A 22,465-nucleotide genomic window follows, 5' to 3' on the forward strand; every position below is an offset into this window, starting at 1 on the left:
CAAAAAATTCGTTTGCAGCAAGACAATCGATTGCCTCGACCTCAGCACGCGTCAGCGCTACGGCAGCACAATGCCGTACAAAATCGGGATATGCGTACAGAGCGAAGAATGAACCTGCTGTTGATGACTGTTTTGTGACATAAGTCACCGAATTTCAGCATACGAAGAAAAGATGTTTTGCGTATGGAAATAAGCGGCGCTGCAACAGCGCCGGACAGATCATTTGGTAATGGTTTTTACGCCATCAGCAGTGCCGATCAGCGCAACATCAGCGCCGCGAGCTGCAAAAAGCCCTACTGTCACCACACCAGGCAGCGCATTGATGGCTTTTTCCAGCGCGATCGGATCGAGGATGCGTAGATTATGCACGTCGAGAATAATGTTGCCGTTATCGGTCACCACGTTCTGACGATATTCTGGCAGGCCGCCCAATTTCACCAGTTCACGCGCCACATAGGAACGCGCCATCGGGATCACTTCAACCGGCAGCGGAAAGTGGCCCAGTACATCCACTTCTTTCGAGGCATCGGCAATACAGATAAATTTCTCAGCCACGGCGGAGACAATTTTCTCACGCGTCAGCGCCGCGCCGCCGCCTTTAATCATCTGCATCTGCGGATTGATCTCATCAGCACCGTCGACATATACCGAGAGCGAATCCACTTCATTGAGATCAAACACATGAATGCCGAGGGATTTCAGTTTCTGCGTTGAGGCTTCCGAGCTGGAAACTGCGCCCTCAATTTGATGCTTAATCGAACCTAACGCATCAATAAAATGAGCAGCGGTCGAACCGGTGCCAACGCCAACAATGGTGCCCGGCTGCACATATTGCAGTGCTGCCCAACCTACCGCTTTTTTCAGTTCATCCTGGGTCATGGTATGTTTAAAACCTGTGCGACAACGAGGTGCGCGTAGTATAAAACAAGGCGGCGTAAAAAAGCGCGGCTGTTAAAGGCTTTGTAACTCAGTGCACAAAAACCATCTTTTGATTTTTTGTGGCATAGTACCCTCCATCCTGAACGAGAGAGAACAACAATGAAACGCCCGGATTATCGAACGCTTCAGGCGCTGGATGCTGTGATTCGTGAACGCGGCTTTGAGCGCGCCGCGCAAAAACTTTGTATTACGCAGTCTGCGGTGTCGCAGCGTATTAAACAGCTGGAAAATTTATTCGGTCAGCCGCTGCTGGTGCGTACCGTACCGCCGCGCCCGACGGAACAGGGGCAGAAGCTGCTGGCGTTGTTGCATCAGGTGGAGCTGCTGGAAGAGGAGTGGCTGGGTGATGAAAACGGTGGCACCACGCCGCTGTTGTTGTCACTGGCGGTCAACGCCGACAGTCTGGCAACCTGGCTGCTGCCCGCATTGAAAGATGTGCTGGCCGATTCCCCGGTGCGCCTCAACATTCAGGTCGAAGACGAAACCCGTACTCAGGAGCGCTTGCGTCGTGGTGAAGTAGTGGGTGCGGTGAGTATTCAGCCACAACCCTTACCGAGCTGTCTGGTTGATCAACTGGGTGCGTTAGATTATCTGTTTGTAGCTTCACCCGAGTTTGCCAATCGCTACTTCCCAAATGGCGTGACACGTTCGGCGCTGCTGAAAGCCCCGGCCATTGCCTTTGATCATCTCGATGATATGCATCAGGCGTTTCTGCAACAGAATTTCGATCTGTCGCCGGGTAGCGTACCCTGCCATATCGTTAACTCGTCGGAAGCCTTCGTCCAGCTGGCTCGTCAGGGGTCGACCTGCTGTATGATCCCGCATTTGCAGATTGAACGTGAACTGGCGAATGGTGAGTTGGTGGATTTGACGCCCGGCTTGTACCAGCGCCGGATGCTGTACTGGCATCGCTTTGCCCCGGAAAGCCGTCTGATGCGCCGCGTCACCGATGCATTAATTGCCCACGGCCACCGCGTATTGCGTCAGGATGATTTAGCGGCCTGACAGCAGCACGAATTCGTAGCGGCGCGAGTTATCACGCACAGGATTGAGCGATAAATCGCGCCGCTACGGAAACATTACGGTGTATTCGGTTTGATATCGAATACCACATCCACCTGATCGTCAAAGTGAATGGTCTGCTGCTCGTAGGTTTGCTGCGCTGAGGTATCCGCCTCTGGTGCCGCCGCTTTGAACATGCGTGCCATCGGCATCGGCTGATAGTTGGCTACGTGATAGCGGATGCTATACACCGGACCGAGTTTCGCATTGAAACCTTCCGCCAGTGCTGATGCCTGCTGAGTTGCATTGGCGATAGCCGCTTTACGCGCCTGATCCTTATAGGTCTGCGGATTTGCCACGCCGAGATCGACAGCACGAATCTCGTTCAACCCGGTTTTCAACGCCCCATCCAGCAGTTCATTCAGCTTCTCCAGCTGACGCAGCGTCACCTGTACCTGGCGTACTGCGCGGTAGCCTTTCAGTACCGACTTCCCCTCTTTGGTGTAATCGTACTCCGGCTGGGTGCTGAGGTTAGCAGCATCGATATCTTTCTTCTCGATGCCATTTTTTTGCAGAAAATCAAAATATTGTGCAACACGGCTATCGGCCTGCTTTTTCGCATCCGCCGCGTCTTTCGATGAAACATTCACCACAATCGAGAGCGTAGCAATATCCGGACGTGCCTCGACACTTGCCTGCCCTGATGTCACCACATGCGGCCCATTCGGCAGCTCGTCGGCCTGAACCATCGCAGGCAATGCGCCCGCGCTCATTACGGCGGCCAGCGCCAGTGCTTTGAGTTTCACGAAAGTCCTCCTTGAAGATTCAATTCTGAGGTCGCCACTATGGCGAAGCCTGCTACACATTACCATGCGTGATGGTCTGAGTTTTGATTCAACGAAAAGTTCGGGCACTCTGCTGTTTTATCGTCTCCGCGATCACAAAATAATCACCCTGTATTCGCTGAATTTGCCTACCAGTGTTTCTATTAAAGAGACACTCTGACCTCCGGGAGCGTTCCACGATGACAGAGCAACCGATAGCCCAACCCCACGTTTGTGTCCGTGCCGGGCGCACACGCTTTCTGATGCTTGGCCTGGTGTTTATCAACATCATTATTAATTACATGGACCGTACCAACCTGTCGGTCGCCGCCACGACAATGGCCGGTGAATTACGCTTCACGCCGCTGGAGATGGGGTTAATTTTCTCTGCCTTTGGCTGGATTTATGCCGCCTTACAGATCCCCGGCGGTTTCCTGATCGATCGTCTGGGCGCGCGGCTGGTGTATGGCGTCGGGCTGTTTGTCTGGTCGATGGTGACGGCGCTACACGCCTTTGCCGGTAGCTTTCTCGCGCTGTTTGGCCTGCGTCTGGGCGTCGGTGCCTTTGAAGCCCCGGTGATGCCCGCCAACAACCGGGTGATCTCCAGTTGGTTCCCGGAACAGGAGCGCGCCAGCGCCATCGGTATTTACTCTTCGGCGCAGTTTGTCGGTTTAGCCTGCATGACCCCGCTGCTGTTTCATGTGCAGGATGCGTTTGGCTGGCGCGGCTTGTTTCTGATTACCGGTGTCGCAGGCATGATTTGGGCGCTGGTGTGGTATGTCCTCTACCGCGAACCAGGCGATCACAAAGGGGTTTCCCAGGCGGAACTGAATTATCTGCGCAGCAATGGCGCGCTACTGGGTGACCGCCAGAGCGCTCAACCACCACGCGCGCGCTGGCAGGATCTGGCGCAGATGTTCCGCAGTCGCAAGCTGGTTGGCATCTACATTGGTCAGTTCACCATTTCGGCTACCTTCTGGTTCTTCCTCACCTGGTTCCCGACCTACCTGGTGGAATATCGTCATATGGCGTTTATTAAGAGCGGCTATGTGGCGTCACTGCCCTACTTCGCCGCCTTTTGCGGCGTGCTACTGGCGGGCTTTGCCTCGGACCGCATGATACGTCGGGGCGTTTCGGCCAGTGTTGCTCGCAAACTACCGGTAATCCTCGGATTATCGCTGACCTTATTTATTCTCGGGGCCAATTACACGGACAACTCCGCGCTGATCATCCTGTTTATGTCTGTCGCCTTCTTTGGCAACGGCCTCGCGACCATTACCTGGGTGTTTGTTACCGCGCTGGCACCGCGCCATTTAATCGGGCTGGCCGGTGGCGTATTTAACTTCACCGGCGCGCTCTCCTCCATTGTGGTGCCGATCGCCATTGGCGCATTAATCGATGGCGACAATTTCGCGCCAGCGCTGGCGTTTATCGCCATGCTGGCCGCTATCGGCATCGCCAGTTACGTGTTTATCGTCGGGAAAATCGACCATGTTAGCGCGCAATGATCATGCGCTGCGCCAGCGCCTGCAACTGCGCCAGACGCTGCTGGAGATGTGCCTCATCCGCCTGCCAGATTTTGGCGAACGCCAGGGCCGCGCGATTGTTATTAATCGGCAGTGCCATGCTGATTTCGCCATCGTCACGATGCCAGATGAGGGTGTCCTGCGTGCGTTTACGCGCCAGCAGCGGGGCAATCTGCGCCCATTGATCGTCGGTGAAACGTGGCCGCAAGGCTTCATCGCTCTCCGCCGCCAACAGCGATACGCCGATCACCGACTGCCAGGCGGGCAACATATGGTAGCCCGCCAGCGCCTGGCTGGTGCTGGTACGCTCGCCCGGTTCCGAGTGCCAGATATAGATCACCTGGTCCTCCCACAGCACGCCCAGCGCCACCACGATATCGCGTGGCGCATTGGCTTCCAGTTGTGGCAGCGCCTGGGCAAACAGCGACGATCCGCGAATCGCCTGTGCTGCCAGCGCATGTACCCCAGGTCCGGGCAGATAGCGGCGATGCTCATCCTGCATCGTCAGACCAATCGAGGCCATGGTCATCAGCAGACGGTTAACCCGCGTGCTGTTCATCCCCATCTGGCGCGCCAGTTCGCGACAGCCAACGGCTTTATCACTGGAAACCAGATATTGCAGGCAGCGAATACCGTCAATCAGGCTTTGATTGGGTTGAGAAGACATACATCACCCTGTGGCGGTCAAAAATTTAATCTTAGCGTCAGAGTTACAGGAATGAAATGATGCAAATTTTCTCCTCTCAGGATAGCCGCCAATTTCCCCTGCAACCTTTGCAAGCGGATGTGTTGGTGGCCGGTGGTGGTTTGGCCGGTGTCTGCGCCGCGCTGGCCGCAGCGCGTGATGGCGTGACAGTGGTGCTGATTCAGGATCGCCCGGTGCTGGGCGGCAATGCCTCCAGCGAAGTTCGTCTGTGGGCCAACGGTGCCACCTCGCACATGGGTAACAATAATCGCTGGGCGCGCGAAGGTGGCATCATGGGCGAGATCATGGAGGAGAACCTGTGGCGCAACAAAGAAGGCAACCCGGTGTTGTTTGATCTGGTGCTGCTGGATCTCGTCCAGGCACAGCCCGGCCTGACGCTGCTGCTGAACACCACAGTGACCGGGATAGAAAAATCAGGTCGCCAGTTACAGGCTGTGCATGCCTTTAACGCCATCAACCAGACGCGCTATCACGTTAGCGCCCGACAATTTATCGATGCCAGTGGGGACGGGGTATTGGGCTATCTGGCAGGTGCCGCGCATCGGGTCGGTGCGGAATCGGTGGAGGAATTCGGTGAGAAAATGGCTCCCGGCGAGCATTTTGGCCACAAACTCGGTCACTCTATCTACTTCTACACCAAACGCAGCGCTGAGCCTGTGCGTTTTATCCCGCCAGGCTTTGCCCTGAAGGATATCCAGGCCATTCCACGCTATAAACGCCTGACCTCTGAACTGAACGGTTGCGACTTGTGGTGGCTGGAATGGGGAGGACGGCTCGACACGGTGCATGAGAGCGAAACCATCAAATGGGAGCTGTGGAAAATCGTCTGGGGCGTGTGGGATTATATCAAGAATTCCGGCGAGTTTCCCGATGCGGAAAACCTGACTATCGAATGGGTCGGCCTGATCCCCGGCAAACGTGAAAGCCGCCGCTTTCTCGGTGACACGCTGCTATGTCAGCAGGATATCGTGGAACAACACGATCATTATGATGCCGTGGCCTATGGCGGTTGGTCGATTGACCTGCATCCCGCTGATGGCGTCTACAGCGAACATGATGGCTGCCGCCAGTTTCACAGCAAAGGCACCTACACCATCCCATTCCGCGCCTTGTACAGCCGGTCGCTGGATAACCTGCTGCTAACCGGCAGGTTGATCTCCGCCACCCATGTGGCGTTCGGTAGCGCACGCGTGATGTGTACCTGCGGCGTACTCGGTGAGGTGGTGGGACGTGCAGCGGCGATCTGCCAGCAGCAGCATCTCACCCCAGGCGAGCTGTCCACTCCTGAACGAATCGGACAGCTTCAGCAGCATCTGCTGCGCCAGGGCGCTTACATTCCGCGCCAGCGGCTGTTTAGCCCGTCCGGCGCAGTGAAGGTACACGTCAGCAGCACGCTTCAGCTCAGTTCCCTGCCTGCTGATGGTGGCTGGCAGCCCCTGAAATCACGTTGCGCGCTGCTGCTGCCCTTGAAAGCCGGAGAACGTTTGCCCGCACTGAAGGTGTCGATGCGGGCGGCTGCACAACAGTCGCTACAGGTGTCGCTGCTGACCAGTGAAAACCCGGCCAATACCTGTGGCGACCGTCATCTGGCCAGTCAGACGATCTGCGTCAACGATCAAGGGGAATACCGGCTGGATTTTGCCTGGCACGCCGACTGCGATCGTTACCTGATGATTGCCTTTGCCGAGAATCCGGCTATTGAGATCGCCCTGACCAACCAGCGGCTGCCGGGCATCATGATGGTGTTTAACAGCCTGAATCCACGGGTGGCAAAACGCACTCGCCAGATTAATGATGGCGATTATGGTGTCGATGAATTTGATTTCTGGCTACCACGCCGCGCACCACACCAGGTTCTCATCGCCTTCTCCCTTGAGGCTCCGTTGCAACTGTGGCATCGCGACGCGCTACTGAACGGTAAGCTGCGCCCGGAAAGTCATACTAACTGTTGGGTTCCGGCATCAGACGACAGTGCGCCGGTGGTGAGCTGGCAATGGTCACAGCCCCAGCAGGCCAGCCAACTCACCCTGTTGTTTGATAATGATTTTGACCATGCAATGGAGACGGTGCAGATGGGGCATGCGCAGGCCGTAACGCCGCATTGCACCACCCATTACCGCGTATGGCTGGATGAGATGTTGCTGGCTGAGGTGAACGATAACCATCATTCACTCTGCCATCATGCATTGCCGCAGGGCGTGAGTTTTCGGCAAATACGCCTTGAACTGCTTGCCACGGCGGGCGCTCTGCCCGCACTTTACGGTTTGCATCTGCATCACCAGTTGGCGATACCCTGACGCGCCAGCTGGAAAGCAATCACCCACATCACCGTGCCTACCAGCAAATTGATAATACGTTGCGCACGCACGGTGCGCAGTCGGGGCGATAACCATGCGGCCATCAGCGCCAGACCAAAGAACCAGATGATCGAGGCGCTGACGCTGCCGAGGGCAAACCAACGGCGTGCGGCTTCAGACGGCAACTGACCACCGAGACTCCCCAACACCACAAAGGTATCGATATAAACATGGGGGTTGAGCCAGGTTACCGCCAATAGGGTGGCGATAATGCGCCAGCGTCCCTGCTTTATCATCTCTGCCGATGCCAGCGAGACATCCCCCTGCCAGGCATTGCGCAATGCACCCCAGCCATACCAGCTCAGAAAGACCACGCCGGTCCAGGTGATAAGCATCAGCAGCACTGGCGACTGATTAAGCAAAGCGCTGCCGCCGAAGATACCGCCACAAATCAAAGCAATGTCACTCAGGATGCAGAGTGCCGCCGTCATCAAATGATAATGGCGTTTTATGCCCTGGTTCATCACGAAGGCGTTTTGCGGCCCTAACGGCAGAATGAGCGAAGCCCCAAGAGCAAGCCCTTGTAAATAAACAGATAACACGGAAATTTTTCCATCAACATGGGTGATGGCGTGAAGTATAAAGGCGTGAAATTATTAGAGGAAATGGAAAAAATTAATGGGTCATTAGTAAAAGCGATTACGTAGCGGCGCGATTTATCGCGCAATTCCGTGCGCGGTGTCGGAAAAACCCGCGCGATAAATCGCGCCGCTACGCTTGAGAGGATTACTCGGTGCGTTCAGCCACCGCTGCCTCGTTTTTCACCGGATGGAAATGTACATCCATCTGCGGATAAGGGATGCCGATCCCATGCGCGTCCAGCGTGCGCTTGTAGTTTTTCAGCAGGTCCCAGTAGACGTTTTGCAGGTCGCTGCTCTTGCTCCAGCAACGCACAACGAAGTTGAGCGACGAGGCAGCCAGTTCGTTCAGGCCAATCTGGATACCCAGGTCCTTCAGCACGCGCTCGTCCGCTTCGGTCACTTCTTTCAGTAAGCTGATAACCTGATCCACATCCGCATCATAGGCCACGCCGATAATAAATTCGTTACGGCGAATCGGTTCACGAGAGTAGTTAACGATATTACCGGCAATGATTTTGCCGTTCGGTACCACCACGATTTTGCCATCGGCGCTTTTCAGGGTGGTGGAGAAGATCTGCACGTTCTGTACGGTACCCGTCACGCCACCAAGATCAACGAACTCGCCGGTACGGAACGGACGGAAGGTCACCAGCAGCACGCCAGCTGCGAGGTTGGAGAGCGACCCCTGCAATGCCAGACCCACGGCCAGACCTGCGGCACCCAGAACGGCGATCACTGAGGCGGTCTGCACACCCACGCGTCCGAGCGCGGCGATAATGGTAAAGGCGATAATGCCGTAGCGCACCAGCGCTGACAGGAAATCTGCCACGGTAGCATCGATATGACGCGCCACCAGCACCCGATTGATGGCATTCGAAATGATGCGCGCCACAATCATCCCGATGATGATGATGGCAATCGCCGCCACAATATTGACGACATAGCTCAGGATCAGTTCCTGATTGCGTACCAGCCATCCACCCGCGTTGTTAATGCCGTCAACGACATTTAAATCTTCCATTTGTTAGCCCTGTTGTTGAGTTTCCCGCAGGAAAGAACAAAAACTGCCAGAATGAATCCGACACTCCCGCGTACAAGGGTAAACAATAATGGGGGCCAGCGCCAAAGATGGTCAGAATTTACTGAATAATCCGAAAATAATGCATAAAAAAAGGCCCTTTCGGGCCTTTTTTGTACTGAAAGGGAAAATTACAGTACGTCGATCGCGTTAAGCTCTTTGAACGCCTGTTCCAGGCGAACCACCATGGATGCCTGAGCAGAGCGCAGCCATACGCGCGGATCGTAGTATTTTTTGTTCGGGCTATCTACGCCGTTCGGGTTACCGAGCTGGCCTTGCAGATAGTCTTCGTTCTTTTTGTAGTACTGCAGGATACCGTCCCAGGTCGCCCATTGGGTGTCGGTATCGATGTTCATCTTGATCACGCCGTAGCTGATTGACTCTTCGATTTCCGCAGCAGAAGAACCGGAACCACCGTGGAATACGAAATCCAGCGAGTTGTGCGGCAGGTTGTGTTTCTTAGAAACATATTCCTGAGAATCACGCAGGATGGTCGGGGTCAGCTTAACGTTACCCGGCTTGTACACGCCGTGAACGTTACCGAAAGATGCCGCAATGGTGAAACGCGGGCTGATTTTGCTCAGTTCGGTGTACGCGTAATCCACGTCTTCCGGCTGGGTGTACAGGGCAGAAGCGTCCATGTGGCTGTTGTCCACACCATCTTCTTCGCCGCCAGTGCAGCCCAGTTCGATTTCCAGCGTCATACCCAGTTTCGCCATACGGGTCAGATATTTGCTGGAGATCTCGATGTTTTCATGCAGTGACTCTTCAGACAGGTCAATCATGTGAGAAGAGAACAGCGGCTTACCGGTTTTGGCGAAGTGTGCTTCACCCGCGTCCAGCAGACCGTCGATCCACGGCAGCAGTTTTTTCGCGCAGTGGTCAGTGTGCAGGATAACCGGCACGCCATACAGCTCAGCCATCAGGTGCACATGGTGCGCACCGGCGATAGCACCGGCAATCGCCGCGCCCTGAGGTTTGTCGGTTTTGTAACCTTTACCCGCGATGAAAGCAGCACCACCATTGGAGAACTGAACGATGACCGGCGATTTCACTTTCGCTGCCGCTTCCAGTACTGCGTTGATGGAATCTGTGCCGACGCAGTTTACTGCTGGCAGGGCGAATTTGTTCTCTTTCGCCACTTTGAAGATTTTCTGAACGTCATCACCAGTGACAACGCCGGGTTTTACGAAATCAAAAATTTTAGACATGGTTGTGTCCTGTTTCGTTTACCGTTCATCCCCGAATCGAGGGGGACTGGATTTTATGCCCCATAGCGTCAGGGCAAGTCTTCAGGCGACGCCAAAGCGCCGCCCCCAAAAGATTACTGCTTCGCGCGCTCTTCCAGCATGGCTACGGCTGGCAGTTTTTTACCTTCCACGAATTCGAGGAATGCGCCGCCACCGGTAGAGATGTAGGAAATCTTGTCTTCGATACCGAACAGATCAATGGCTGCCAGGGTGTCACCACCGCCTGCGACAGAGAACGCTTCGCTGTCAGCGATCGCGTTAGCAACGATTTCGGTGCCTTTACGGAAGTTCGGGAACTCGAACACGCCAACCGGACCGTTCCACAGGATGGTTTTTGCGTCTTTCAGCAGTTTTGCCATTGCCTGTGCGGTTTCATCACCGAAGTCCATAATTTCTTCGTTATCCGCCACTTCGGAAACCTTTTTCACGGTTGCCGGTGCGGTTTCAGAGAATTCTGTGCCTACGCGGGAGTCGGTCGGAACCGGGATACCGTACTGGTCACGCAGACCTTTGGCCGCTTCCACGAAGTCTGGCTCGTACAGGGATTTACCGACGTTGTTGTCGATAGCCACGAAGGTGTTAGCGATACCACCGCCGACGATCACGGTGTCAGCGATTTTCACCAGCGATTGCAGCACGTCGAATTTGGTAGAGACTTTAGAACCACCGACAACCGCCACCAGCGGACGCTGCGGGTTGCTCATCACTTTGCCCAGCGCTTCCAGCTCAGCAGAGAGCAGCGGACCGGCACAGGCGATCGGTGCGAATTTACCTACGCCGTGAGTTGATGCCTGCGCACGGTGCGCAGTACCGAAGGCATCCATCACAAACACGTCGCACAGCGCGGCGTATTTTTTGGACAGCGCTTCGTCGTCTTTCTTCTCGCCTTTGTTGAAGCGTACGTTTTCCAACACCACCAGCTCACCCGCACCGACTTCAACGCCGTCGAGGTAATCTTTAGCCAGGGTAACTGTGGTGCCGTTCAGCTTGTCTTTCAGATAGTTAACAACCGGCAGCAGGGAGAACTCTTCGTTGTATTCACCTTCGGTCGGACGACCCAGGTGAGAGGTAACCATCACTTTCGCGCCCTGTTTCAACGCCGCTTCGATGGTGGGCAGAGAAGCACGGATACGTGCATCAGACGTCACTTTCCCTTCTTTCACTGGTACGTTGAGATCGGCACGGATCAGAACACGTTTTCCAGCAAGATCCAGATCGGTCATCTTAATTACAGACATGGTGAACCCTCTCGTTGATTCTCATAAGTTTTGCCAGACGCAGACCGCGTCTTACCTGAAACCGCTTGCGGCCATTGCTAACGTTGTGTCGAGCATGCGGTTAGCAAAGCCCCATTCGTTGTCACACCAAACCAGGGTTTTGATAAGGTGGTGACCGCTGACCCGCGTTTGCGTGCCATCCACAATGGCACTGTGCGGATCATGGTTAAAATCTACTGAGACTAACGGTAATTCCGTATAGTCAACTATACCACGAAATGCCCCTTCTGATGCGTTTTGCAGCAAGGCATTGACCTCACATGCCTTCACCGCCTGGCGTACCGAAACGCTCAAATCAATGGCCGTAACATTGATGGTTGGCACACGCACCGCGATAGCTTCGAAGCGATCGTTAAATTTCGGAAAAATGCGCGTTATACCCGCCGCCAGCCGCGTATCCACCGGAATGATCGATTGGCTGGCTGCACGGGTACGGCGGAGATCGCTGTGATAAGCGTCGATCACCTGTTGATCATGCATCGCCGAGTGGATGGTGGTCACGGTGCCTGACTCAATGCCAAAGGCGTCATCCAACAACTTTATCACCGGAATAATGCAGTTGGTGGTGCAGGATGCGTTGGAGACAATGCGGTCAGTTTGTTTAAGAGCCTGTTCGTTCACGCCGAACACTACGGTGGCATCCAGATCGTTACCGCCCGGATGCGAGAACAACACCTTCTTCGCGCCCGCCTGCAAATGGGCTTCGCCATCCGCACGGCTGCCGTAAACACCGGTACAATCCAGCACGATATCGACATTCAGCTCCTGCCACGGCAGGGTGGCGATATCGGCCTGATGCAGGATACGGATAGTATCGTCACCGACAAACAGCTGGTCGCGTTCCTGGCGCACGTCAAAGGCAAAACGTCCGTGGCTGGTATCGTACTTCAGCAGATGCGCCATACCGGCGGCTTCCGCCAGTTCGTTAATCGCCACCACGGTGATTTCCGCTCTGCGGCCTGTTTCATACAACGCACGCAGCACATTACGCCCGATACGACCAAAACCATTTATAGCTATGCGAACGGTCATCTTTCCTTCAACCACACCTGAAAAAACGTGCCGATAGCCTGAGCGTTTCACACCCTTTTGTACAGGGAATTCTTGTCGACTGCCTGTGGTTGTCAGCGGGTTTCACGCCACAACTGAAACGGTTCAGCTAGGATAAAGCAAGGAAGGAATAACAGGAATGATTGTGATCAACTGCGCTGCTGATTATTGGATCTGCGTCACAAAATAAGCCAATTTAAGATTATTACTGGAGGAATAATGAGGTAATGCTTGCCCGAATTCGTAGCGGCGCGATTTATCGCGCAATTCCGTGCGCGATGTCGGAAAACCCCGCGCGATAAATCGCGCCGCTACGGAAATCCAAACGGGCGGCCATCGGGCCGCCCAAAAGCATTACAGAATCGATTTCGCGGTTGCGACCACATTGGCAACGGTGAAACCAAACTCTTCGAACAGTTTCTCTGCCGGGGCTGATTCACCAAAGCGGGTCATACCGACGATTGCACCGTTCAGGCCGGTGTACTTGAACCAGTAATCGGCGATACCCGCTTCGATAGCCACACGCGCAGCCACTGCTTTCGGCAGGACAGATTCACGGTAAGCCGCATCCTGTTTGTCGAACGCATCGGTGGACGGCATGGAAACTACGCGCACTTTACGGCCTTCGGTGGTCAGCTGGTCGTAAGCACCGACCGCCAGTTCCACTTCTGAACCGGTGGCGATCAGGATCAGTTCCGGCTGACCGGCACAGTCCTTCAGCACATAACCACCGCGTGCCACATTTGCCAGCTGCTCAGCGCTACGATCCTGCTGCGCCAGGTTCTGGCGGGAGAAGATCAGCGCGCTCGGGCCATCTTTACGCTCAATGGCGTATTTCCACGCCACCGCAGATTCCACCTGGTCACACGGACGCCACAGGCTCATGTTCGGGGTGGTGCGCAGGCTCGCCATCTGCTCAACCGGCTGGTGCGTCGGGCCGTCTTCGCCCAGACCGATGGAGTCGTGGGTGTAGACCATGATTTGACGGATCTTCATCAGCGCCGCCATACGTGCCGCGTTACGCGCGTATTCCACAAACATCAGGAAGGTGGCGGTGTACGGCAGGAAACCGCCGTGCAGGGCGATACCGTTGGCAATCGCGGTCATACCGAATTCGCGCACGCCGTAGTGGATGTAGTTACCGGCCGCATCTTCGTTGATCGGTTTAGAACCGGACCACATGGTCAGGTTGCTCGGTGCCAGGTCAGCTGAACCGCCGAGGTATTCCGGCAGGATTTTGCCGAAGGCTTCGATGGCATTCTGCGACGCTTTACGGCTGGCGATTTTCGCCGGATTGGCCTGCAACTGCTCAACAAATTTCTGCGACTCTTCAGCCCAGTTGGCCGGCAGTTCGTTGTTCATGCGACGTTTGAATTCGGCAGCCAGTTCCGGGTGCGCAGCAGCGTAGGCCGCGAATTTCTCGTCCCATGCGGCTTCTTTCGCTTTGCCCGCTTCTTTGGCATCCCACTGAGCGTAGATGTCTGCCGGGATCTCGAACGGCGCGTAGTCCCAGCCCAGCTGTTTGCGGGTCAGCGCCACTTCGGCGTCGCCCAGCGGTGCGCCGTGGGAGTCGTGGGTACCGGCTTTGTTCGGGGAACCGAAACCGATGATGGTTTTGCACATCAGCAGGGATGGCTTGTCAGTAACGGCTTTGGCTTCTTCCACCGCTTTTTTGATGGCGTCGGCATCGTGACCGTCCACGCCGCGCACCACATGCCAGCCATAGGCTTCAAAGCGTTTTGCGGTGTCGTCGGTGAACCAGCCATCGACGTGACCGTCGATGGAGATGCCGTTGTCGTCATAGAAGGCAACCAGTTTGCCCAGCTTCAGCGTACCGGCGATGGAGCACACCTCGTGTGAGATACCTTCCATCATGCAGCCGTCGCCCATAAACACGTAAGTGTTGTGGTCCACGATGTCGTGGCCCGGACGGTTGAACTGCGCAGCCAGTGTGCGTTCGGCAATCGCAAAGCCGACGGCGTTAGCGATACCCTGACCCAGCGGGCCGGTGGTGGTTTCAACGCCTGCGGTGTAGCCGTATTCCGGGTGACCTGGAGTTTTGGAATGCAGCTGACGGAAGTTCTGCAACTCGCTCATCGGCAGATCGTAGCCGGTAAGGTGCAGCAGGCTGTAAATCAGCATCGAACCGTGACCATTAGACAGCACAAAGCGGTCGCGCGCCGCCCATTGCGGGTTGGTCGGGTTGTGGTTCAGGAAGTCACGCCACAGCACTTCGGCAATGTCCGCCATGCCCATCGGCGCACCAGGGTGTCCCGATTTGGCTTTCTGTACTGCATCCATACTTAACGCGCGAATGGCGTTGGCAAGCTCTTTACGAGAGGGCATTTTCTACTCCAGGTCGGATTAATACTTCGCCACTCCTAACTTATTGTAATTAATCAGCTATCAGGCGAAGCAAGGAAAAAGTCGCACATCAATGTACATGAAAAACGGGGCAAAAGTACATGCTACGGGGTGCTAAATCTGGTGGTCAGAGGTTGCAATTCAGCTGCTGTCTGCTAGCCAGCGAAGCGCTTGCAGGCTATAAACAAAGCGTTTAAACACCGGCATCAAGTTCAGGTGTTTGTTTTTACTACCTTGTTACTCTGAGGATTCTGGAATGAAGATCCAACCGACCATCATTGCCTTTGGGATAGCTGCCTTGTTGAGCGGCTGTGAAGGATTCGACAACAATGCGTTGCTGCAATCCGGCGCGCAGGCGTATCAGGCTTATGCGTTAAGTGACGACCAGGTGAAGCAGCTGAGCGATCAATCCTGTGCACAGATGGATAAGGAAAATCAGCTCGCCCCGGCGAACAGCGAGTACCAGCAACGCCTGAATAAAATCGGCGCAGCGCTGGGTGACAACATCAACGGTGTGCCAGCTAACTATAAGGTCTATCTGACCAAAGATGTGAATGCCTGGGCGATGGCGAATGGCTGCATCCGCGTCTACAGCGGCCTGATGGATATGATGACCGATAACGAGGTCGAGGGGGTGCTGGGTCATGAGATGGGCCATGTCGCCCTGGGCCATACGCGTAAAGCGATGCAGGTAGCCTTCGCGACCACGGCGGCGCGTACCGCGGCAACCTCAATGGGTGGGGTCATTGGTTCGTTATCCCAATCGCAACTGGGGGAACTGGGCGAGAAGCTGGTGAATGCGCAGTTCTCACAAACGCAGGAATCAGAAGCAGATGATTATTCGTATGATTTGCTGAAGAAACGCGGCATCAATCCAATGGGACTGGCGACCAGCTTCGAAAAGTTGGCGCAACTGGAACAGGGGCGTCAAAGCTCGATGTTTGATTCACACCCCGATTCCGAAGCGCGCGCGCAGCATATTCGTGACCGGATAGCTGCCGACGGGAAATAATGCACCGTAGCGGCGCGATTTATCGCGCAATTCCATGCATCGTGCCGGAAAAGACGCGCGATAAATCGCGCCGCTACGGGAACCAGCCTAACGCTTGAACAGCTGATCGACCATCGACCCCAAATCCAACTGATTATCATGCAAACTCTGATCATCCAGTTGCCCCTGCGGCGACATTTTATCAATCAGTTGCGGCAGCAGAAGCGCCAGGGTGCCGGACGCGCCCTGTACATCGGTACCGAGCTTATCCGCCAGTGATTGTAACTCCGGCTGACCAAACGCCGACTGCATATCGCCACTGTCCACCGGCTGATTGTTGCCGGTGCCAATCCACGAACCCAGTACGTCGCCCAGCCCACCCTGCTGGAACTTATGCAGCAGTGCTTCAATACCGCCCTGCTCCTGCACCCAGCTCCAGATAGCCTGCAACTGGCCCAGCTGATTGCCTTGCCCCTGGCCGCCTTCTAACGATCCGACTAAATCATCCAGTAAGCCCATCATGACCTCCGAAGATTAATTGACCGTCAGTAAGTTTAGCCTTTATTGGCCGCCTGTACGTGCAGCATGTCCAGCGCCAGCGTCGCAGCAGCAAGTGAAGTCAGGTCGGCATGATCGTAACCCGGTGCCACTTCCACCAGATCCATCCCGACGATATTCATCCCTTGCAGGCCACGAATCAGCTTGGTGGCTTTATCGGTGGTCAGGCCGCCAATCACCGGCGTGCCAGTGCCAGGCGCATGGGCCGGATCAAGACAATCGATATCAAAGGTCAGATACACCGGCAGATCACCAACGGTGCGCTTCACTTCAGCCAGGATGTCATCGACACTGCGATCGTTAACCTGCGCCGCATCCAGCACGTTAAAACCGAGGCTCTTATCAAACTCGGTACGGATGCCGATCTGCACCGAATGGTGAGGATCGATCAACCCTTCTTTCGGCGCAGTGAAGAACATGGTGCCGTGGTCAAAGGTCGGGCCGTTGGAGTAGGTGTCGGTGTGCGCATCGAAATGCACCAGCGCCATTTTGCCGAAATGCTTGGCATGGGCACGCAGCAGCGGCAGCGTGACGTAGTGATCACCGCCGAACGTCAGCATACGTTTGCCGTTCGCCAGCAGTTTCTCGGCGTGGGCCTGCAACTTGTCAGACAGATCCTGGGAATCACCAAAGGCATACACCAGGTCGCCACAATCCACCACGTTCAGACGCTGACGCAGATCGAAATCCCACGGCCAGCGGCAGCCTTCCCAGGCGAGGTTAGTTGAGATCTGACGAATAGCGCCCGGCCCTAAACGGCTGCCCGGACGGCCCGAGGTCGCTGCATCGAAAGGCACGCCGGTGATGACCCACTCCGCGTCGCTGTCGTAAGGTTGGAAGTTGACCGGGAAACGCATGAAACCGAAGGCGTTCGAAACCAGTGAGTTATCGTACTGATTGCCGAGGGTGTTATACATAAATCGTCCTCTTTATATCCTGAATCTGCGTGAGATTAGTTATAGGTGAAATATGACCAAAAAAAATCCCTTCCGCGTCGTTAAACCCGACGAGGAAGGGATTTGATGCGGCTGATTATCGCGAAGATTCTCGTCGGCTGCAATTAACGTTCGCGCATGGCCTCTTTGGCGCGGTTAAACGGTTTAATCAGATAATCCATCACCGTCTTCTCGCCGGTTTTGATATCCACCGTAGCAACCATACCGGGGCTGATTGAGAAACGTTTACCGGCTTTATTCTGCACATAATCATGATCGGTGCGGATATACACACGGTAGTAGTAAATCTCCGGCTTCACCTCATCCTGAATGGTATCCGGTGAAATGCTCTCCACCACCCCATCCAGCCCCCCATAGATTGAATAATCATAAGCGGAGATTTTCACCAACGCTTTCTGGTCCGGGTGAATAAACGCAATATCGCGCGGTGACAGGCGTGCCTCAATCAACAGATGATCATCCATCGGCACAATGTTCATCAGCTCCCCATTGGGCGGGATCACCCCACCGACCGTGGTTACCTTGATGTCTTTCACCACGCCACGCATCGGGGCACGAATGGTCAGGCGACTGACGGTATCCTCACGCCCACGAACCGTCTGCAACAGGCTGTCGGCTTCCGCCGTGGCTTTCGCCAGATCCTCACGCGCCTGGACATAATATTGCGAGCGCATATCGGTCATCTTCAGCTCAAGGTCGGATTTGTCACGCTGCAAACGCAGCACTTCGACGCTACTGGCCGCACCGGTTTTTGCCAGACGTTCGGTAATCGCCAACTCGCGGTTAGCAAGGCTAAGCGATTGCTGGATCTGTGCGGTAGCATCTTTCAGTTGCGCGCGACGGGTTTTGAACAGGCGGGTTTCTGACGCAATCAGATCGGGAAATTTATTCAGCTCTGCCGGGAAGCTGAGCGGCAAATCGTTGACCTCGGCATTAAGACGGGCACTGGCTGCCAGCGCCGCACGATAGCGCGCCGCACTCTCCCCAACGCTCGACTCCGAGCGGATCGGGTCCAGTTTCGCCACCACCTGACCGGCTTCGACATGGCTGCCCTCGTGCACATAGATTTCGTCCAGGATGCCTCCCTCCAGCGATTGCAGCACCTGGTCATGGGAGCTGGGGATCACCTTGCCGGTACCGGTTGAGACTTCATCCAGCACGCCAAAATAAGCCCAGACGCAGGTGACCAGTAATAAAAAGAAGCTGATGACAATCAAGCGCACCGCACCTGAATAGTGGGTTTCTGATTGCAGATCGCCCGCCAGATCGTCCGAGGAATCCCCTTCTGCCGCCACCAGGCGTAATTTCGCAGGTAACTGTTTCATGGGTTAACCTCCGGGCGCGCATGGCTGGCGCGCGGTGGCGGCAACGCATTCTCTTTCGGGCTGTCCATCACCAGTTGTCCTTCCTTCAGCACCAGAATGCGATCCACCAGCGCGAGAATCGCAGCACGATGGGTGGCGACTACCAGGGTGCGGCCATTCAGCCACTGCCCAAGTCGTTCGATAAACTCTTTCTCAGTGTGATCATCCAGTGAGGCGGTTGGCTCATCCAGCAGCACGATATTCGGGTCGCGCAGCAGCATGCGGGCCAGCAGCACCGACTGGCGCTGTCCACCGGATAAGCCCACGCCCCCTTCCATCACCGGATGATCAAGGCCGAGCGGCAAACGATGAATAAAGTCAGCACCGCCGCTGACCACCAGCGCGGCAAAAATGGCGTCATCGGTGGCGTGTGCCGCCCCCATAGTCAGGTTTTCCCGCAGGGTGCCGTGGAACAGCCGTGCGTTCTGCGTCATCAGACCGACGTTGCGCCGCACATCTGCCAGATCGATATGCGGCAGGCTGAGGTTATCCAGCAGCAATTCACCGCCAATTAACTCCACGCCGCCAATCATCGCCTGCAACATGGTCGATTTACCGGCCCCGTTGCGCCCGAGGATGGCAATGCGTTCGCCCTGTTTAATGGTCAGACGGTTGATGCGTAGCGCGACGGTGAGCGTGTCGCTGTAGTAACGGAACATCGCCTCGTTAAACTGATAATTACCAAACAGCACCGGACAATGAATGCGGGTTTCGTCGGTGCTGTTCTCCACCGGCAACGTCATCAGGCCATCGAGACTGGTTTTCGCCGCTTTCACCTGCTGCCAGCGAGCCAGCACGCCGCACAGCGTCGCCATCGGCGCGATCATGCGGGATGACAGCAACGAGGCCGCCACAATCGCACCGGTGGTGATATCACCGTTAATCACCATCGGCGCACCAATCACAATCACCGTGGCGTAAACCATCCCCTGAATGGTCACTCCCCAACTGATCAGCGAATGCATTGCCTTACGGGTTTCCACCCCGGATTGCGCGGTGATGCGGATGTAGCTGTTCCACTGTTGCAGGAAGCGATCCTCCGCCTGCATCAGTTTGATATCCTCCAGCCCCTGCACACTCTCCACCAGCACGGCGTTGCGTAATGTCGACTCCTTCAGCGCCTGCTGCGCCAGCTTCGACAGTTTTTTCTGCATAAACAGGCCCGGCAACACCATCAGGATCACCGCTACCGGCGCAATCCACGCCAGTTGCGGTGCAATGATCGCCATCACCAGCAAAAACAGCAGGAAGAACGGCATATCGACAATCGCCGTCACGGTGGTGGAGGTGACCATCTCACGGATCGCCTCCAGTTCGCGCAGTTGCGAGATAAAGGTGCCGGTTGAACGCGGTACGGCGCTGTTGCGCAGGCGCAACGCATGACCAAACACCCGGTCCGACACACGCATATCTGCCCGTTTGCCGAGCAGGTCGGTAACATGGTCGCGCCCGACGCGCAGGATATAGGTGAACACCACCGAAATAATCACGCCGATATAAAGTACATACAATGTCGGATAAGACTGCGCCGGTATCACCCGATCGTAGACCTGCATCGAGAAGATAATGCCAACCAGCGCCAGCAGGTTGATCAGGAAAGATCCCAGCATCACATAGCCGTAGGGGCGCAGATCTTTCAGTACCAGGCGGCGCAGCCAGTCCGGCTTAACGGTTTCCAGGTAGCGATCGACCCGGCTGTCTTTGGCCGGGGCCAACGGGCGAAACGCCGCGGCAAAACGCACATCCGCCAGCAACGCGAGCAGGGAAAGCGGTGTGGGTTGCTCATCACCGGCAAAATGCACCCGCACTTCGTCCTCGCCATCAAAGGAGGTGATCACCCCCACCTGGCCATCATTCAGTTCGACCGCCAGCGGCAGCCGCCAGTGGGTCACCTGCCATTTCTCATCATCATACAATTGCAGCGATAAACCGGCCTGACGCGCCAGATGGCGCAGCGCCTTATCGCGCGTCTGCTTACCCTGCCATTCGCTGGAAGCCAGGATCATGCCCGGTGAGCAGGGTAAACGATAATGGGTGGCGATCTGGATGATCGCCGTTGCCCATCCCTGTAACGGCACACCGCCTTCAGCGTGATCGGGCTTTGCGCCTGGGGTTTCTGGAATCTGCATTTGCGTCATGGCTGAATCTCCACGGACTGGATGCGCTGATTATTCAGGGCGAACGCCGACCGCATATGCCCGGTGCTGTAAAGGCAATCGAGTTGCAGTGAGCGTAACTGACTGATGGTTTGCTGAAGCGTAAAGCGGGTCTGGTAGACCTCCTGTTCGGCGTTCAGCACGTCGAGCAGCGGGCGGGTGCCGAGCTGCAAATATTGGTCCTGGTAGAGTTGCTGCGTTTTCTCGCTTAGCTGTTGTTGCCGTCCCAGAATGTTGAGCGTCAGCGCCAGACTTTGCGAGGTATTCTGCGATTCACTCAGCTGTTGGCGTGCTTTAAGCCGTGCCGAGTTGACCGCCGCATTAGCCGCGCTGACGGCATTGGCCGCCGCATCACGACTGGCGGTCATGCCGCCCCCTTGATAAATCGGCATTTCGACTTTGACCCAGGCGGAATACTGGGTGCGATCCAGCGTTTCACTGCTGGCATAGTGATCGTTAAGGTAGTGGGTGACTTCCGGTTCCAGCGAGATAGTCGGCAGCATCTGCGCGTTGGCATTATCCAGCTTGGCTTGCGCCTGGTTGGCCGCCGCCCAGGCTGCCAGCACCGCCGGAATCAGACGGTCTTCCGCCTGCGACGACTGACAGGAACGCATCAGCTTCGCGGGAAAATCATCGCTGACTTTATTGACCGTTGCCCAGCCGAGGTAGGTTGCCAGCGTGGCACGCCAGCGATCCAGATTGGCCTGATATTGCGTCAGGGTGGTGCGCGCCCCTTCAATACGGGCATCGGTTTGCGTGGCATCAGAAAGGGAAGCCGCCCCTTCGTCATTACGCTGTCTGGCTAAATCGCCAATTTTATTCAGCGACGCCAGTTGTTGTTGTGCGATGACCACCAGTTGCTGATAACCCTGTACTTCAACCAGCGCGGCCGCCGTGTCATGCGCCACGGTATCAATGCTGACCAGCACGTTGGCCTGCTCTTCCGCGACGCCTGCTTCCGCCGATCGCACCGAGCTGCTGACTTTGCCGAAGTCATACAACATCTGCGACACCGACAGGACAAACGAGGGGCTGTAGCCTTTTTCGGTGTAAGCGTTGGAGTAGCCATTATTCATCCCGGCACTCACCTGCGGATAATATTTTGCTTTCGCCACATCAACCTGATTGGCCTGCTCCAGCAGTTTTCCTACCGCTTCGGCAATATCGGGATGCCAGTGCACCGCTCGCTGCACTGCCTGATTGAGCGTCAGGGTGTCCGGGATGTGGTTTAACGCGGGTTCGGCAACTTCGCCGGTTAATGAAGGTAGATCCTGCTGTTGTGTCAGACCCTGAGTGGTAATGCGTCCGGCCCTTGTCAGGGCGTCATCGGCCGCGTTTGCTTGAGAATTACTGAGAAAAACGATGCCAGCACAGAAAACGCTGAGCTTCCAGGAACGGCGATATATTGCGCTTGATTGCATCAGGTCCATCGATACTCCACCAGTCATTAAGAGAAAGGGGCACATCCTGTGCCCGGGGTGCATCC

General features: G+C 55.8%; 18 protein-coding genes. 4 read left to right on the top strand and 14 right to left on the bottom strand.

Going from position 1 to position 22,465, the window contains the following annotated elements; genetic code table 11:
- Nucleotides 1-219 precede the first annotated feature (219 nt).
- Nucleotides 220-879: a ribose-5-phosphate isomerase RpiA gene (rpiA, locus tag AC6I8T_RS16975; protein ID WP_021184632.1), complete on the bottom strand. Its 660-nt coding sequence runs from the start codon at nucleotides 877-879 to the stop codon at nucleotides 220-222.
- A 159-nt stretch (nucleotides 880-1,038) separates the two neighbouring features.
- Between rpiA and AC6I8T_RS16980 the strand changes: the two genes are divergently transcribed.
- Nucleotides 1,039-1,944 (top strand): LysR family transcriptional regulator ArgP, encoded by a 906-nt coding sequence (locus AC6I8T_RS16980; RefSeq protein WP_013510342.1) that lies wholly within the window; start codon nucleotides 1,039-1,041, stop codon nucleotides 1,942-1,944.
- Between the two features lie 74 nt (nucleotides 1,945-2,018).
- On the opposite strand, the gene AC6I8T_RS16985 is transcribed toward AC6I8T_RS16980, so the two are convergent.
- Nucleotides 2,019-2,747: an oxidative stress defense protein gene (locus tag AC6I8T_RS16985; RefSeq protein ID WP_021184633.1), complete on the bottom strand. Its 729-nt coding sequence runs from the start codon at nucleotides 2,745-2,747 to the stop codon at nucleotides 2,019-2,021.
- A 218-nt stretch (nucleotides 2,748-2,965) separates the two neighbouring features.
- Here AC6I8T_RS16985 and AC6I8T_RS16990 point away from each other — a divergent pair, with 218 nt between their 5' ends.
- Nucleotides 2,966-4,273 (top strand): MFS transporter, encoded by a 1,308-nt coding sequence (locus AC6I8T_RS16990; protein ID WP_208723673.1) that lies wholly within the window; start codon nucleotides 2,966-2,968, stop codon nucleotides 4,271-4,273.
- Here AC6I8T_RS16990 and AC6I8T_RS16995 read toward each other — a convergent pair.
- Nucleotides 4,260-4,958 (bottom strand): IclR family transcriptional regulator, encoded by a 699-nt coding sequence (locus AC6I8T_RS16995; RefSeq protein WP_021184636.1) that lies wholly within the window; start codon nucleotides 4,956-4,958, stop codon nucleotides 4,260-4,262. The two genes, AC6I8T_RS16990 and AC6I8T_RS16995, sit on opposite strands and share 14 nt — an antisense overlap.
- Before the next feature lie 59 nt (nucleotides 4,959-5,017).
- On the opposite strand from AC6I8T_RS16995, the gene AC6I8T_RS17000 reads away from it, so the two are divergent.
- On the top strand, nucleotides 5,018-7,294 hold the full coding sequence (locus AC6I8T_RS17000; protein WP_208725550.1) for an FAD-dependent oxidoreductase: 2,277 nt from the start codon (nucleotides 5,018-5,020) through the stop codon (nucleotides 7,292-7,294).
- Here the strand turns inward: AC6I8T_RS17000 and argO are convergent.
- The 6 genes from argO to tkt form a co-directional block, all read right to left on the bottom strand.
- Entirely contained in the window at nucleotides 7,273-7,896 is a 624-nt protein-coding gene (gene argO, locus AC6I8T_RS17005) for an arginine exporter ArgO (protein ID WP_497834164.1), read from the bottom strand. The genes AC6I8T_RS17000 and argO overlap by 22 nt on opposite strands.
- A 184-nt stretch (nucleotides 7,897-8,080) precedes the next feature.
- On the bottom strand, nucleotides 8,081-8,956 hold the full coding sequence (gene mscS, locus AC6I8T_RS17010) for a small-conductance mechanosensitive channel MscS (RefSeq protein WP_021184639.1): 876 nt from the start codon (nucleotides 8,954-8,956) through the stop codon (nucleotides 8,081-8,083).
- 188 nt (nucleotides 8,957-9,144) lie between these two features.
- Nucleotides 9,145-10,224 carry a class II fructose-bisphosphate aldolase gene (gene fbaA / locus AC6I8T_RS17015; protein ID WP_021184640.1) on the bottom strand — a complete coding sequence of 360 codons (1,080 nt, stop codon included), beginning with the start codon at nucleotides 10,222-10,224 and terminating at the stop codon, nucleotides 9,145-9,147.
- A gap of 113 nt (nucleotides 10,225-10,337) precedes the next feature.
- A complete protein-coding gene (gene pgk, locus AC6I8T_RS17020) occupies nucleotides 10,338-11,501 on the bottom strand; it encodes a phosphoglycerate kinase (protein WP_021184641.1) in 1,164 nt (387 codons plus the stop codon).
- Nucleotides 11,502-11,552: 51 nt separating this feature from the next.
- Nucleotides 11,553-12,572 carry an erythrose-4-phosphate dehydrogenase gene (gene epd, locus AC6I8T_RS17025; RefSeq protein ID WP_497834165.1) on the bottom strand — a complete coding sequence of 340 codons (1,020 nt, stop codon included), beginning with the start codon at nucleotides 12,570-12,572 and terminating at the stop codon, nucleotides 11,553-11,555.
- 372 nt (nucleotides 12,573-12,944) lie between these two features.
- Complete coding sequence (gene tkt, locus AC6I8T_RS17030) at nucleotides 12,945-14,936, bottom strand: transketolase (protein ID WP_497834166.1); 1,992 nt, start codon at nucleotides 14,934-14,936, stop codon at nucleotides 12,945-12,947.
- A gap of 274 nt (nucleotides 14,937-15,210) precedes the next feature.
- On the opposite strand from tkt, the gene loiP reads away from it, so the two are divergent.
- The gene (loiP, locus tag AC6I8T_RS17035; RefSeq protein ID WP_208723669.1) at nucleotides 15,211-15,966 is read left to right on the top strand and encodes a metalloprotease LoiP; all 756 of its coding nucleotides are present in this window, start codon (nucleotides 15,211-15,213) and stop codon (nucleotides 15,964-15,966) included.
- An 87-nt stretch (nucleotides 15,967-16,053) separates the two neighbouring features.
- On the opposite strand, the gene AC6I8T_RS17040 is transcribed toward loiP, so the two are convergent.
- The 5 genes from AC6I8T_RS17040 to AC6I8T_RS17060 all read right to left on the bottom strand — a co-directional run bounded on the left by AC6I8T_RS17040 (nucleotide 16,054) and on the right by AC6I8T_RS17060 (nucleotide 22,409).
- Nucleotides 16,054-16,464, bottom strand: a complete 411-nt coding sequence (locus AC6I8T_RS17040) for a YidB family protein (protein ID WP_208725549.1) — start codon at nucleotides 16,462-16,464, stop codon at nucleotides 16,054-16,056.
- Nucleotides 16,465-16,499: 35 nt separating this feature from the next.
- Nucleotides 16,500-17,420 carry an agmatinase gene (gene speB, locus AC6I8T_RS17045; protein ID WP_208723668.1) on the bottom strand — a complete coding sequence of 307 codons (921 nt, stop codon included), beginning with the start codon at nucleotides 17,418-17,420 and terminating at the stop codon, nucleotides 16,500-16,502.
- Between the two features lie 143 nt (nucleotides 17,421-17,563).
- On the bottom strand, nucleotides 17,564-18,784 hold the full coding sequence (locus tag AC6I8T_RS17050) for an HlyD family type I secretion periplasmic adaptor subunit (RefSeq protein ID WP_208723667.1): 1,221 nt from the start codon (nucleotides 18,782-18,784) through the stop codon (nucleotides 17,564-17,566).
- Complete coding sequence (locus tag AC6I8T_RS17055; RefSeq protein WP_208723666.1) at nucleotides 18,781-20,961, bottom strand: type I secretion system permease/ATPase; 2,181 nt, start codon at nucleotides 20,959-20,961, stop codon at nucleotides 18,781-18,783. The genes AC6I8T_RS17050 and AC6I8T_RS17055 overlap by 4 nt, the downstream gene beginning before the upstream one ends.
- Nucleotides 20,958-22,409 (bottom strand): TolC family outer membrane protein, encoded by a 1,452-nt coding sequence (locus tag AC6I8T_RS17060; protein ID WP_497834167.1) that lies wholly within the window; start codon nucleotides 22,407-22,409, stop codon nucleotides 20,958-20,960. The genes AC6I8T_RS17055 and AC6I8T_RS17060 overlap by 4 nt, the downstream gene beginning before the upstream one ends.
- Between the last annotated feature and the right edge of the window lie 56 nt (nucleotides 22,410-22,465).

The sequence above is a fragment of the Pantoea sp. X-Soil-OKNW-556 genome (assembly GCF_059730695.1).